The organism is Terriglobales bacterium (genome assembly GCA_035651995.1).
Lineage (GTDB): Bacteria > Acidobacteriota > Terriglobia > Terriglobales > Acidobacteriaceae > DASRER01.
The window spans coordinates 36,002-49,773 of record DASRER010000012.1; the positions used below are offsets into that span (position 1 = coordinate 36,002).

General features: G+C 64.3%; 11 protein-coding genes. 10 read left to right on the top strand and 1 reads right to left on the bottom strand.

The window, feature by feature from the left end:
- The first annotated feature begins 31 nt into the window (after positions 1-31).
- From VFA60_04760 to VFA60_04790, 7 genes are all read left to right on the top strand, one after another.
- A complete protein-coding gene (locus VFA60_04760; GenBank protein ID HZQ91082.1) occupies positions 32-1,060 on the top strand; it encodes an isocitrate dehydrogenase (NAD(+)) in 1,029 nt (342 codons plus the stop codon).
- 88 nt (positions 1,061-1,148) lie between these two features.
- Complete coding sequence (locus VFA60_04765; GenBank protein ID HZQ91083.1) at positions 1,149-1,883, top strand: VOC family protein; 735 nt, start codon at positions 1,149-1,151, stop codon at positions 1,881-1,883.
- A gap of 101 nt (positions 1,884-1,984) precedes the next feature.
- On the top strand, positions 1,985-3,031 hold the full coding sequence (hemH, locus tag VFA60_04770) for a ferrochelatase (protein HZQ91084.1): 1,047 nt from the start codon (positions 1,985-1,987) through the stop codon (positions 3,029-3,031).
- A 129-nt stretch (positions 3,032-3,160) separates the two neighbouring features.
- A complete protein-coding gene (locus tag VFA60_04775; protein ID HZQ91085.1) occupies positions 3,161-4,588 on the top strand; it encodes a Rieske 2Fe-2S domain-containing protein in 1,428 nt (475 codons plus the stop codon).
- Positions 4,589-4,725: 137 nt separating this feature from the next.
- A complete protein-coding gene (locus VFA60_04780) occupies positions 4,726-5,700 on the top strand; it encodes a cytochrome b N-terminal domain-containing protein (protein ID HZQ91086.1) in 975 nt (324 codons plus the stop codon).
- 117 nt (positions 5,701-5,817) lie between these two features.
- Positions 5,818-6,771: a hypothetical protein gene (locus tag VFA60_04785; GenBank protein ID HZQ91087.1), complete on the top strand. Its 954-nt coding sequence runs from the start codon at positions 5,818-5,820 to the stop codon at positions 6,769-6,771.
- A gap of 61 nt (positions 6,772-6,832) precedes the next feature.
- Positions 6,833-10,123 (top strand): hypothetical protein, encoded by a 3,291-nt coding sequence (locus VFA60_04790; GenBank protein HZQ91088.1) that lies wholly within the window; start codon positions 6,833-6,835, stop codon positions 10,121-10,123.
- A 76-nt stretch (positions 10,124-10,199) separates the two neighbouring features.
- Here VFA60_04790 and VFA60_04795 read toward each other — a convergent pair whose 3' ends face one another.
- On the bottom strand, positions 10,200-10,691 hold the full coding sequence (locus VFA60_04795) for a hypothetical protein (protein ID HZQ91089.1): 492 nt from the start codon (positions 10,689-10,691) through the stop codon (positions 10,200-10,202).
- Positions 10,692-10,881: 190 nt separating this feature from the next.
- On the opposite strand from VFA60_04795, the gene VFA60_04800 reads away from it, so the two are divergent.
- The 3 genes from VFA60_04800 (at position 10,882) to cyoE (ending at position 13,760) form a co-directional block, all read left to right on the top strand.
- The gene (locus tag VFA60_04800; GenBank protein HZQ91090.1) at positions 10,882-11,694 is read left to right on the top strand and encodes a carboxypeptidase regulatory-like domain-containing protein; all 813 of its coding nucleotides are present in this window, start codon (positions 10,882-10,884) and stop codon (positions 11,692-11,694) included.
- Between the two features lie 204 nt (positions 11,695-11,898).
- Positions 11,899-12,783 (top strand): COX15/CtaA family protein, encoded by an 885-nt coding sequence (locus VFA60_04805; GenBank protein ID HZQ91091.1) that lies wholly within the window; start codon positions 11,899-11,901, stop codon positions 12,781-12,783.
- Positions 12,780-13,760: a heme o synthase gene (gene cyoE, locus VFA60_04810; protein HZQ91092.1), complete on the top strand. Its 981-nt coding sequence runs from the start codon at positions 12,780-12,782 to the stop codon at positions 13,758-13,760. The genes VFA60_04805 and cyoE overlap by 4 nt, the downstream gene beginning before the upstream one ends.
- Positions 13,761-13,772 lie beyond the last annotated feature (12 nt).

Here is a 13,772-nt window from a genome sequence, read left to right on the forward strand (position 1 = left end):
CGCATTTTTCATTTTGCATTTTGAATTCGGTATGACTCACCGAATCACACTCATCCCCGGCGACGGCATCGGTCCGGAAGTCACCCGCGCCGTGGTGCGCATCCTTGAAGCCACTGGCCTGAAGTTCGAGTGGGAGAGCTACGAGGCTGGCGCCGAGGCTTACGCCAAGTGCGGCGAGTACATGCCGAAGGCGCTGATCGAGTCGCTGGAGCGCAACAAGATCGGCCTCAAGGGCCCGGTCACGACGCCCATCGGCGGCGGCTTCCAGAGCATCAACGTGGCGCTGCGCAAGCGCTTCGAGCTGTTCGCCAACTTCCGGCCCATCCGCAACCTGCCCGGCATTCCCACGCGCTATCCCGAGGTGGACCTGATCATCGTGCGCGAGAACACCGAGGGTGAGTACTCGGGCATCGAGCACGAGGTGGTCCCGGGTGTGGTCGAGAGTCTCAAGATCATCACCGAACGAGCGTCGACGCGCATCGCGCGCTTCGCCTTCGAGTACGCGCGGCGGGAGAAGCGCAAGAAGATCCACGCCATCCACAAGGCCAACATCATGAAGATGTCCGACGGCCTGTTCCTGCGCTGCGCGCGCAACGTGTCGAAGGAATATCCGGAGATCACCTACGGCGAGCACATCGTAGACAACACGTGCATGCAGCTGGTCATGAACCCGTACCAGTACGACGTGCTGCTGCTGGAAAATCTCTACGGCGACATCATCAGCGACCTGTGCGCCGCGTTCGTCGGCGGGCTGGGCCTGGTTCCAGGGGCGAATATCGGGATCGAGTCGGCGATTTTCGAAGCAGTGCACGGCTCGGCCCCCGACATCGCCGGCAAAGACATCGCCAACCCGACCGCGCTTTTGCAATCGTCCATTCTCATGCTGCGCCACATCCGCGAAGTTGAGGCTGCCGACCAGTTGCACGCGGCGCTGGAGCGCGTCTATCGCGCCAAGCAGCACCTCACGCGCGACGTAGGCGGCACGGCTTCGACGACCGAGTTCGCCGACGCGGTGATCGCCGAACTGCAAGCGGCGCCCGCGCCGGTGGCGACGCGGTAGTCTCGTTCTCAGTTCTCGGTTCTCGGTTCCAGCTCTCAGTTGTCGGCTGCACCTCCCAGATAGGATCCCCGGGTCAGGAGGCGATGCGATGAAGGCGTGGTTGAACCGGCGCGAAGTGCTGAAGCTGGGAGGAGTTGCAGTGGCGGCGTTGGTGGCTGGCGAGGGGCCCGCCGGGAGCGAGGCCGAGCGATCTTTGCGTGATGCCGCTGATGCGCTCGATCACCTGATGGTCGGTGCGAAGGACCTGAACGCCGGCATGGTGTGGTTCGAGAAACGGACGGGCGTGCGTCCCGCAATCGGCGGTGTGCATCCCGGGCGGGGGACGCGGAACGCGCTGGCGTCGCTCGGCGGGCGGCACTACCTGGAGATCATTGCGCCCGATCCGGCGCAGGTCTCAGGCCGCGGGCCACTGCTCGAACTGATTCGCTCCTGCAAAACACCGCGCCCGATCGGGTGGGCAGCGTCGTCGCCGGACGTCCAGGCCACAGCGAGAATGGTGGCGGCGGCGGGACTGAAGGCCGATGCGCCGCTGCCCGGATCGCGGCAGCGTCCCGACGGGCGCTTGCTTCGCTGGACCACGCTGAACCTGGAGCAGCCGGGCGCCCTGCTTCCCTTCTTCATTCAGTGGAGCGCGGACTCGCCGCATCCGTCGCAGGACGCGCCGGGCGGCTGCACGCTGGCGGGCGTGGGATTCGAGTCGCCGCGGCCCGAAGAAGTGGCGCGAGAGTTGCGCGCACTCGGAATTCGCGCCCAGGTCACCCGCGGCCCTGAAGCGAAGGTTCAGGTCGCGCTGAAGACGCCGAAGGGCGCGGTTGAGATCTGATTCGGCAGTTCTCTCTCTGCAACTCCTTCCGTCGCCGAGCGCGATTGACCCGCCGCGCTCGATTTCGCTAAACTCGCCTGCTTCCCAGGGACCCGCGAAAAATGGCTTCATCGCGACTCGGAGTCGTGCTCTTCCAACTCGGCGGACCGGAGACGCTCGAGGCGATTGAGCCGTTCCTCTATAACCTCTTCTGCGATCCCGACATCATTGATTTCCCCTTCGCGCGCCTCGGGCGGAGGCCCCTCGCGCGCCTGATCTCGGCCACGCGAGCGAAGAAAGTTGCGCATCATTACGAAGTGATCGGCGGCGGATCGCCCATTCGCCGGCACACCGAGCAGCAGGCGGCGGCGCTGGAAGCCGAGTTGCGCGAGGCGGGCGTGGACGCGCGCTGCGTAGTCGCGATGCGCTACTGGCATCCGTTCACGAGCGAGGCGATTGCGGAATTGGGGCGCGCCGGATGCCATGAGGTCGTGCTGCTGCCGCTGTATCCGCAGTACTCGAGCACGACGACGGGCAGCAGTTTGAATGAGTGGGAGCGGAGAACGTCTTCAACGCAGTGGACGCAGGGGACGCTGAAGACGCAGGGTTCAGAATCATTTCAATCCGTTCACGTGATTCGCGATTTTTATCGCGATGCCGGATATCTGGATGCAGTCGTCGAGAAGATTGAAGAGACGCTCGAGCGGTTTGCCGAGCCGGAGTCGGCGGAGATCGTCTTTAGCGCGCACAGCGTGCCGGTCGCGGTGATCGAGCGCGGCGACCCGTATCAGCGGCAGATCGAAGAGACGGTCGGGCTGCTGATGGAGCGCGGCGGGTGGGCGAACCCCTGTCGGCTGTGCTATCAGAGCAAAGTTGGGGCGAGCAAGTGGCTGCAACCCTCGCTGCGGACAACCATCCGTGATCTCGCGCGGGAGAACGTTAAGCGCTTGTGCGTGGTGCCGGTCTCGTTCGTGTCGGACCATGTGGAGACGCTGGGCGAGATTGACCACGAGGCGCGCGCGCTGGCCACGTCACTGGGCATCAAGCAGTTCGAATTGATGCCGGGGCTCAACGATTCGCCGCGCTTCATCCGCGCGCTGGCCGAGATGGTCATGCGTGCTGCCGGAGTCGAAGCCGTGCGTGGCGCCGAGATGGTGGCGGCGGACTAGAAGAAGTTTTGACTTTCGAGTTTTAAAAGCAACAGCAAGAGCGTTCACGCGAAGGACGCGAAGGAAATCGGGTTTAGGTTTACGGGAAACTGGAAAACTGCAAACTTGAAACTGCTCTGGTGAGGTGTGATGGCTGAACAATCCACGACGCAGGCTGGCGTACTGGGCGGGCTGCCGCCGTTGCCGCGCAAGCCGCTGAACGCTTCGGTGATCGCGGCCGAGCAGGCGTATCGCAAGCGCAAAGGGCTGCCGGCCCTGACCGAGGCCGACGTTGCCGCGCTCCAGGCGGGCGTGCCCATGCCGTGGGAAGAGGGTGGCGATGGGGCGCAGGCTGCTCCGGCGCCGGCAGCGGCCACACCGGCGGCGCCGCCCGCCGCTGCGGGCGCGGCGCCTCCTCCGGCAACAAGCGCGCCCGCTACAGGCGTCATCGGTGGATTGCCGCCGTTGCCGCGCAGGGCGCTCAACGCCAGCGTCATTGCCGCCGAGCAGGCCTATAGAAAGAAGAAGGGACTACCGCCCATCAGCGACGCCGATATCGAAGCGCTGAAGGCCGGCCAGCCCATGAGCTGGGAGCCGGGCGGATCAGGTGTGGCGGCGGCGCCGGCCGCGGCCAGTGCCGCGCCGGCAGCGCCGGCGGGAGCGCCCACAGCGGCTGCGGCTGCGCCGACGTCGCCCATGTCGAATGTGCAGGGCGGACTACCCAACCTGCCGCGCAAGGCGCTGAACAATTCGGTGATCTCGGCGGAGCAGGCGTATCGCAGGAAAAAAGGCATTCCGCCACTCAACGAGTACGAGATCGAGTGCCTGAAGCAGGGGTTGCCCATGCCGTGGGAGCCGGGCGGCAGGATTCCCGAGCTTCCTGCGGCGGCGCCGGCGGCGGCAGCTCCGGCCGCGGCCAGTGCCGCGCCGGCGGCAGCGGCAAAACCGGCGGCAGCAGCGCCGGCCGTTCCGCGCGCGACGGTGGCTTCGGCAGCCGCGACGACCGGCCCGGCGACGCGCTATGTGGGCACGCCTGCAGTTGGGACATCAAAGGCCGCGGCGGCCGGTGGCGTGGCCGCGATCGGGCCGGAAGACAGCGAGATCAACCGCAAGCGGCGGCGGCTGGTGTGGAGCTGCGTGGTCGCGTTCCTGGCGACGTGGCTGATTGCGTTCTTCCGCTTCTTCCTGCCGCGCACGCTGTTCGAGCCGAGCACGACCTTCAAGATCGGCTACCCGAGCGACTACACCCTGGGAGTGGACACCAAGTTCCAGCAGAAGTTCCGCATATGGGTGGACCGCACGCCCGACCGGCTGTTCGTGATCTACGCGCGCTGCACGCACCTGGGCTGCACGCCCGACTGGAAGCCGGCGGAAAACAAATTCAAGTGTCCGTGTCACGGGTCGGGATATGACTCGGAGGGAATCAACTTTGAAGGACCGGCGCCGCGTCCGATGGACCGCGCCAAGATTTCGCTCGATCCCGAAGGACAGATCGTGGTGGATGTGAGCAAGCTGTATCAGCAGCCCAAGGGACAGCCGACGCAGTTCAACGACCCGGGAGCGTATCTATCGGTGTAGTGGTTATGGGCGCCGTTGTGAATTGCAGAATTGCAGAATTGCCGAATTGAGAATCAAAGGTATTCACACGAAGGACGCCAAGCAACACGAAGGTGGCGACTGAACTTGAGCGGTGCAAGCAAAGTGGTGAGGCAATCATGGCGGATGAAGTAAGGAAAGAGGGCGCAACGGCGGCGCCGGGCGACGGCGCCAGCGGAAACGGCGCCGGGGGCGGCGGCGCGTCGGGCAATGGCGGCCGCGTGAGCGTGATGGTGAAGGCGCTTCGCGAAGACGCCAAGACCCTGCCCGGCGAGATGAAGGAGAAGATCAAGGAGCAGGTGGAGATCGTCAAGGATCCCACCAAGACCCAGGTCTTCACCTCGATCTTCCGGCACAAGCATGACGACACGCCGCGCAATCGCGCGCTGGGCGTGCTGTCCAACGTGTTCCTCCATCTGCATCCGGCCAAGATCAACCGTGACGCGGTGCGCTACAGCTTCACCTGGGGCATGGGCGGGATCACGTTTTATCTGTTCTTCGTGCTCACCTTCACCGGCGTGATGCTCATGTTCTACTACCACCCGTCGAAGGTGCAGGCCTTCCGCGACGTGCTCTATCTGGAGCACGACGTGCCGTTCGGCAAGCTGCTGCGCAACATGCATCGCTGGGCGGCCCACCTGATGGTGATCGCCGTCGAGCTGCACATGTTCCGCGTGTTCCTCACCGGCTCGTACAAAAAGCCGCGCGAGTTCAACTGGAACGTGGGCGTGATCCTGCTGGTGCTGACGCTGCTGCTGTCATTCACGGGTTACCTGCTGCCCGACGATCAGCTCGGATTCTGGGCCATCACGGTGGGCACGAGCATGGCGCGCGCCACGCCGCTGCTGGGACATGAAGGCCCGTTCGGGCCACAACTGGGCATGACGCCGTACAACGACGTGCGCTTCGGGCTGCTGGGCGGCTCGATCGTGGACGCGAACACGCTGCTGCGCGCCTATATCTGGCACTGCATCGCCATCCCGATCATCGCCAGCGTGTTCATGATCGTGCACTTCTGGCGCGTGCGAAAGGACGGCGGAATCTCAGGTCCGGCGCCGGTAATGCTGCCCAGCGAAGTCAAGGACAGGAAGTAGAAGTCAAACGCGTTCACGGGAAGGACACAAAGGTCGCACGAAGGGCACGAAGGAAACGCGGTGGCGCGCTGGCGGGTTTAGCCGACGACCGACGACCAACGACTAAGGACCGGTTTTATGGACTGGCGACAACTTTGGGAAATCACTTCGACGCCTGACAATGTGCCGATCGTGGCGCTGCTGCCGCTGGTCGTCTTCTACACCTGGCTGGCGTGGAAGCAGGCGCGCGGCAACGATGAACTGGTGGAGCAGCTGGAAGCCAATCCGGCGATGGCGCGCACCCACCATCGCAAGACGTTCCCGTTCAAGCCGGGCTGGCAGAAGGAAATCCACGTCTGGCCGTTTCTGCTGCGCATGGAGTTTTTGGCGGCAATCATCGTCACCATCATCCTGATGGTGTGGTCCATCACGCTGAACGCGCCGCTGGAAGAACCCGCCAATCCGAACCTGACGATGAACCCGGCGAAGGCGCCGTGGTACTTCCTCGGGCTGCAGGAGATGCTGGTGTACTTCGACCCGTGGATCGCGGGCGTGGTGATGCCCACGCTGATCATCATCGGGCTGATGATCATTCCTTATATAGACACGAACCCGCTGGGCTCGGGCTATTACACCTGGAAGCAGCGAAGGTTCGCGATTGCAACGTTCTTCTTCGGGTTTGTGATTTTGTGGGTGTCCATGATCATCATCGGCACGTTCATACGCGGGCCGGGATGGCAATGGTACTGGCCCGGCGTTTATTGGGACCACAATCGGCTGGTGTACGCGGTGAACGTTGACCTGGACGAACTGCTGAACCGCTTCCTGCCGAAGGCGATCCAGATTACCTCGTGGTATGCGCGTGCGATTTTCGGCGCCGTCGTGGTGGGCGCGTATTACGTGATCGGCGGGTTGCTGTTCCACTCGCTGTTCAAGCGCACCAATCCGCGCGACTACAAGCGCATGAGCTTTCTGCAATACAACCTGATGATGTTCTTCATGCTGACCATGATCGGGTTGCCGGTGAAGATCCTGGCGCGGCTCATCTTCAACATCAAGTATGTGATGGTCACGCCGTGGTTCAACATATGAACCCGTCTTCGGTCGTTGGTCATCGGTGGTTGGCGAATCGCTTGCCTGGAGGAACCGCGTAGTGCCGGAGAACCAAATTCCCGAGCAGGACCCGATCGTCAGCAAGTCGTACGCGCTGCACTACCTGGTGGCGGCGGTGCTGCTGATCGGCACGCTGTTCTGGGCGCTGTGGGACGAGGCATACGGGCAGCGTCCGTGGAAGTTCTACCAGAGCGAGTTCAAGAAGCGTTACACGGCGTTCCTGGCCACGGCGCGCTCGCAATCGGAGGCGTCAACGAAGGAGATCGCTTCCAGCGGCGAGTACCAGAAGCTGGAAGAAGAGGCCAAGGCCGCGAAAGACGCCTCTCGCCCGCACGAGACGGAGATCCAGAAGAAGATCGCCGACGTTGACCGCCGCATGGCCGTCGTCCTGGCGCTGTACACCGACGTGAAGGCGCGCATTGGCGCCGACACCTACAGCGTGGAGAGCGGCACCTTCGATCCCGATACCTCGCGCGTGGAAAAAGACCACGACAAAGAAGTCAAAGAGCTGGAGAAGAAGAAGAGCGAGCCCCGGTACACCATCGACCTGCCCGATGAAAAGGGCAAGAAGTACAGCTACAACCAACTGGAAGAGAAATATCTCGACCTGAAGAACCAGAAGGCGGCGCTCGTCAACGAACTGGCTGAGGCGCAGAAGGCGTGGAAAGAGCTGGAGGCCAGGCGCGACGCCTATCTCACCGATCACATGGTGAGCCTGTCTCCGGCGGCGCTCAAGGGCCTGCGCGACAAGTACGCCACCTGGGACCCGCAAATCCGGCAGATCAACGTAGCCGACGCCAACATCGTGGACCGGTGCGAATCCTGCCACATGGGCGTCCGCGAGCCGGTCACGCTGACTGCGGCATCGCTCACGCCCAAGGGCGCCAAGAAGCCGGACAAGTACGCCGTAGCCTTCGTCAGCCATCCGGACAAAGAGCTGTTGCAGATGCACGATCCGGAGAAGTTTGGCTGCTCGCCGTGTCACCAAGGCAACGGGCGCGCGACCACCAGCGTGGAGAAGGCGCACGGCAATTACGAGCACTGGCTGTGGCCGCTGTTCAAGAAGGAGAACATTCAGGCGGGATGCCAGCTCTGCCACTCGGCGGATGCGTACCTGGCGGCGCCGGCGACCGACGTCATTAATGAAGGCAAGTTCCTGTTCCGGCTGCGCGGCTGCAACGGCTGCCATCGCTATGAGAACTACGACAGGGAGCCGGAAGACCTGCTGACCGTGGCGCAGCAGATCAAGCAGCTCGAGGCGCAGCAGAAGGAAAACCTGCACCAGGCATCGATCTTGAACAAGCAGGCCGACGCCGCCCCCGACCAGACCGAAGCGAACCGGCTGAACCAGAAGGCCGAGGCTCTGCGCGTCGCCAACAGCAAGCTGGCCGGACGCATCGAGCAGCTCGACCTGCAGTCGAAGAGTTTGCTGCAGGACATGAAGAAGATTGGCCCGAACCTGAAAGAGGTCCGCGCCAAGCTGAACAAGAACTGGATTCCGGTGTGGCTGCACAAGCCGACGGACTTCCGTCCCACGACGAAGATGCCGAACTTCCGCCTGAGCGATGACCAGGTGAAGCAGATTTCGGCGTTCATCTGGCAGAACGGGCTCAGGGACCAGGTTCCCGCGGCCAAGCCCGGCAACGCGGCGCACGGGCAGGAGCTGTTCGAAACTCGCGGCTGCCTTGGCTGCCACTCCATGGGCGAGGGCGACGACAAGGAAGGCGGCGTCTTTGCCGCAAACCTGAGCCGCGTGGGCGAAAAGGTCAACTACAACTACCTGGTCAGCTGGATCCACAACCCGCGGCACCGGCTGCGTCCCTATTGTCCGTATGAGAAGAAGGACATCGGGCCTGAGGACTACGCCAAGAAGGGCCTGCCGTACGTCTACGACCTGGAACACACGCAGTGTCCGAACGACGGCCACGAGCTGCAAGTGCAGCAGATGACGCCGATGCCGATCCTGCGCCTGAGCCAGACCGACGCGGAAGACATCGCGACATACCTGATGTCGAAGAAGCGCAAGGAGCCCGCCGACTACGCCGAAGCCGCCTTCATGGATGATCCGAAGATGGCCGAGCAGGGCAAGGTGTGGGTGCGGCACTTCGGCTGCGCAGGCTGCCATGAGATCAGCGGCATGGAGGACGAGGGCCGCATCGGAACGGAACTGACGGCGGAAGGGTCGAAGCCGATCGAGCGCCTGGACTTCGCGCTGCTCACGCAGCCGGCTGAAACGGGCGGCAAGGACCCGATCGACGATCCGGCAATCCCGGACAGCAAGGAGCTGCTGGCGCGGCTGCCGAACGGACCGGCGAAGGGCCCGTGGTACGACCACAAGGGCTTCTTCGAGCACAAGCTGGCCATGCCCAACATCTTCGACAAGGGCAAGGTGAAGGGCCCGACCGAAGCGCTGCGCATGCCCGATCCCCACCTGGAGAAGGAGCAGATCAGGGCGCTGGTCACGTTCCTGCTCGGCAGCCAGGACACATCGCTGCCGGCAAACTACCAGTACAAGCCGGAAGACCAGCGGCGCGACATCCAGGAAGGCTGGTGGATTGTCCGCAAGTACAACTGCATGGGCTGCCACCAGTTCACACCCGGGCAGGCGACGATCCTGGAGACGCTGCCCCAGTATCGCGACGCCAAGGAAAAACTGCCGCCCAAGCTCCTGACCGAGGGCGCGCGCGTCGATCCCGAGTGGCTGCTGCGCTTCCTCTCGAACCCGGCGCTGAGCACGACAGACACGAACCGCAACGGTGTGCGCCCGTATCTCGCCGTGCGCATGCCGACGTTCAACTTCTCGCCCAACGAGCTGCGCAAGCTGGTGCGCTTCTTCCAGGCGCTCTCGCAGCAGCCGCAGCCCTATATCCCGCAGAAGATGGCGGGGCTGACGGGCAAGGAGATGGAGATGGGCCGCAGCCTGTTCTCCAGCGCGGCGGCGCCCTGCCTGAAGTGCCACGCGACGGGCGATCCGAACCACGACAAGACGGCGACCGCGCCCAACTTCCTGCTGGCGAAAGAGCGCCTGAAGCCGGGCTGGACCGAGCGCTGGATCATTGATCCGCAGAGCATCTCGCCGGGCACGGCGATGCCCTCGAACCTGTTCCGGCAGGAGAACGGGCATTGGGTGTTCAACGGACCCACCCCACCCACGTTCCAGGGCTACGACCAGGACCACACCAAGCTGCTGGTGCGCTATATCTTTGAGCTAACGCCCCAGGAGCAGCGCGCCGTAGCCGGGCGCATGGGACGAGGAACAGCGGCGCTGGCGCCCAGGCCGCGGAACAATGCGGCGCGAAGCGGGGCGCCGGGTTCGACCGGCGGGCGGTGATTTCCAACTCTAGATAACCCCAGGTTCGCGCCGCAAACGACGCGGCGCGAACCTGGGGCACGCTCCTGGACCCTGCCTACTTCTTCCCTGCTTGTTGCCGCGGACGCTGCTTGGCTGAGACTGCGCGGATGATGAGCTTGCCGCGTCGGCTCGCCGGAAGCGGCGCCCGCGAGGCCGCCACTGAGGCGGCGATGAGACCTTCCACCTCCGGACGCTGCAGGACCGCGGCCGAATCCAGGCGAATGAAGCGCGTCTGCTTGCCTGAACCGAGCAGCAGTTGGTGCGGATCGGGCAACTTCGCGCCGTGGATGAAGCACAGTCCCACGCCGCTCGCGCCGGCCGCGATCGAGAGAATGGCATCGGCCGGGCGTTCGGTTGGGCAGTAGCCGATCACGAAGAAGTTGTAGTTGTCGTAGACGAGTTCGTTCGCCCCCGGAAGCCGCTTGCGAAGGGCCTTGCGGACCGAACGGATCAGCTTTTGCTTGTTTGCGTCGAACTTGCGGATGAACGCGGCGAGCTGGGCTTCGGCGGCGGTCCTCGGCAAAGGCTTGGCGGTCGTACTCGGCATCGTCTTCCCGCGAATGGCCCGGCATTCTACTCCGCCACTGGTCGAAGTCGGCCGCATCGCAGAAGCGCGGGCGTGGCCGCTTGCGTCCAGACGCTCCGGTATGGGCTGTCACACTTGGCAGCGCGCGGCGCTGCGCGGTAACATGTACTGTTTTGTCCGGACCAATACTTCCCTACTGAAAGGTGCAGCGATGATGAAATCCCTCAAGAGAACGTGGCTGGCGCCCGTGCTGGCGTTGGCTGTCCTCTTCGTGCTGGCGGGCTGTAGCAAGAAGGAAGAAGCCGCATCGTCGAACGAAGAGGCGGCTTCGCCGGCGGCGCCGAAGGCGGCTGCCACTCCGATTGACAAGAGCACCGTCGGCTCGGTGAGCGGCACCGTGAAGTACGACGGCGTCAAACCCAAGGCCGCCAAGATCGACATGAGCCAGGACCCGGCCTGCAAGGGCGACAACACCGCCGAAACCGTGGTCGGCGACGACGGCGATCTGGCCAACGTGTTCGTCTACGTGAAGGACGGCCTTGGCGACCGCACATTCGCGGCGCCAACTACTCCCGTGGAGCTCGATCAGCAGGGCTGCCGCTACCATCCGCACGTGCTCGGCGTGATGACCGGCCAGACGGTGAAGATCGTGAACAGCGATCCCACCACGCACAACATCCATCCCACGCCGGCGAACAACCGCGAGTGGAACGAATCGCAGCCGCCCAAGGGCGCTGCGCTGGAGAAGACCTTCGCCCGCGAAGAGATCATGCTCCCGGTGAAGTGCAACCAGCATCCGTGGATGAAGATGTACCTGAACGTGGTCAAGAGCCCGTACTTCGCCGTGACCGACAAGGACGGCAAATACGAGCTGAAGGACCTGCCTCCCGGTGATTACACCATTGCGTTCGTCCACGAGAAGCTGGGTGAGCAGACGCAGAAGGTGACGGTCGGCCCGAAGGAGTCGAAGACCGTGGACCAGACCTTTAAGGCAGGCGGCGCGGCCGGAGCGGGATCGTTGTAAGGACCCCGTCGTTGGCCCTTGCTCGTCGGCCAAGAGCCTGGACCCTGCGAGACGCGCTCTCGCAGGGTTTTCTGCTTTTGGCCGGGGGCCGACGGCCGGCGACGCCTTTCTGCTACAATTCTGCGTTCGCGGCGACCCCAAGGAGCTACAACCCTGCCTTCCGCTTACAACCCAGCGCATCACCGGTTCTGCGTGTTTTTGGCCGTGACTACTCTCTGCCTCATCATTGCCGGCGCGCTCGTTACCAGCAACGACGCGGGACTGGCAGTGCCCGACTGGCCCACATCATTCGGCTCGCTGGTTCGCATTCCGCCCATGGTCGGCGGAGTGAAGTTCGAGCACGGACATCGCATGCTGGCCGAGTTCGTTGGACTGCTCACCATCGTGCTGGCGGTATGGACGTCTCGCGTGGAGCGCCGCTCCTGGATGCGTAAGCTGGGCTGGACGGCCCTGGCGCTGGTGATCACACAAGGCATTCTGGGCGGAATCACGGTAAAGTTTTTCCTGCCACCCTGGGTTTCAACGGCGCACGCGACGCTGGCGCAGACGTTTTTCTGTCTTACCGTGGCACTCGCGTTGTTTACCAGCCGCCGATGGATCGAGTATCCCGGCGGCAGTTTTGTGGATCACGGACATCCTTCGGTGCGCACGCTCACGCTGCTGGCGGCGAGCGCGGTGTACGTGCAGCTCATCCTGGGCGCCGCCTTCCGCCACTCGGGATTGAAGCTGCTGCCGCACCTGCTGAGCGCGGTCGTGGTTACCGTGCTGGTGATCTGGACGGTCACGCGCGTGCTGAGCGGGTTTTCGGCGCTGGCTGAGCTGCGGCGTCCGGCGCAAGCGCTGCTCGGCGTGTTGCTGTTGCAGCTCGCGCTCGGCTTTGCCGCGTACCTCACGCGCGTGGCCTGGAGCGGACACGAGCCGCAGCCGCAGCTGAACATGGTCGTGTCCACCGTAGCGCACGTGGCGGTGGGCGCGGTGATGCTGGCGACCACGATGGTGCTGGCCCTGGAGGCGCGGCACGTAAGCGCGTTCCTGTCGCGCGGCAATGTGATCGAGTTCCGCGGCGCGCGCAAGGCGGTGACGGCATGACGACGCTGCCGCAGCCGTTGACCGAAGCCGAAGCAGGATTGAAGAACGCCGTCGCGGGCGAGGGCGTCCGCGCCACACAGGTGAACATACTGCGCTCGATCGCGGGCTACGCTGAGCTGACGAAAGTACGCGTCACATCGCTCGTCATGATGTCAGCGTGGTGCGGCTTCTACCTGGGCTCGCTGAAGTCGGGCGTGTCGTCCGTCTCCTGGACGCTGGTTCACGCCGTCCTGGGAATTGGTTTGGTCGCCGGCGGGACCGCCGCGCTGAACCAGGTGATTGAGCGCGACCTCGACGCGCTGATGCGGCGCACCAACCGGCGTCCGCTCCCGGCGGGACGCATGAGCGCGCGGCGTGCCGCGATTTTCGGCGCGGCGACCACTCTCCTTGGAATTGCCTACCTGGCGCTGGCGACCAATGCGCTGACCGCGCTGCTCACCCTGGCCACGTCGGCCGCATATCTGGGCGCGTACACGCCGTTGAAACGCGTCTCGCCGTGGTGCACCTTCGTGGGCGCGTTCCCAGGCGCCATGCCGCCGGTGCTGGGCTGGACGGCGGCGCGCGGTTGGCTGGGATGGGAGCCGCTGGCGCTGTTCGCCATCCTGTGGGTGTGGCAGTTCCCGCACTTCCACTCCATCGCGTGGCTGTATCGCGAGGACTACGAGCGCGCCCGCATCCGCATGCTGCCGGTGGTGGAGCACGACGGGCGCTCCACGGCCCGCGAGATCATCCTGTACTCCCTGCTGCTGATTCCGGTGAGCGTGGCGCCGTCGCTGCTCGGCATGTCGGGCTGGATTTACGCCGGCGGCGCGCTGGCGTTGAGCGGCATCTTCTTCTGGACGGGAGCGCGGCTCGCGGCGCTGAAGGCGACGCCCGCCGAACCGCATTCCAAGACGCGAGCGCGTCATGTGCTTCAGGCCAGCGTCTTCTATCTGCCGCTGCTGTTCGGGCTGCTGATGCTGAGTGCCACGCCGTAGCCCCGGCTTTCC

What these genes read in the sequence shown, in the direction of transcription:
- VFA60_04760 (HZQ91082.1), top strand. Translation starts at nt 32, where the DNA reads ATGACTCACCGAATCACACTCATCCCCGGCGACGGCATCGGTCCGGAA.
- VFA60_04765 (HZQ91083.1), top strand. Translation starts at nt 1,149, where the DNA reads ATGAAGGCGTGGTTGAACCGGCGCGAAGTGCTGAAGCTGGGAGGAGTT.
- hemH (HZQ91084.1), top strand. Translation starts at nt 1,985, where the DNA reads ATGGCTTCATCGCGACTCGGAGTCGTGCTCTTCCAACTCGGCGGACCG.
- VFA60_04775 (HZQ91085.1), top strand. Translation starts at nt 3,161, where the DNA reads ATGGCTGAACAATCCACGACGCAGGCTGGCGTACTGGGCGGGCTGCCG.
- VFA60_04780 (HZQ91086.1), top strand. Translation starts at nt 4,726, where the DNA reads ATGGCGGATGAAGTAAGGAAAGAGGGCGCAACGGCGGCGCCGGGCGAC.
- VFA60_04785 (HZQ91087.1), top strand. Translation starts at nt 5,818, where the DNA reads ATGGACTGGCGACAACTTTGGGAAATCACTTCGACGCCTGACAATGTG.
- VFA60_04795 (HZQ91089.1), bottom strand. Translation starts at nt 10,691, where the DNA reads ATGCCGAGTACGACCGCCAAGCCTTTGCCGAGGACCGCCGCCGAAGCC.
- VFA60_04800 (HZQ91090.1), top strand. Translation starts at nt 10,882, where the DNA reads ATGATGAAATCCCTCAAGAGAACGTGGCTGGCGCCCGTGCTGGCGTTG.
- cyoE (HZQ91092.1), top strand. Translation starts at nt 12,780, where the DNA reads ATGACGACGCTGCCGCAGCCGTTGACCGAAGCCGAAGCAGGATTGAAG.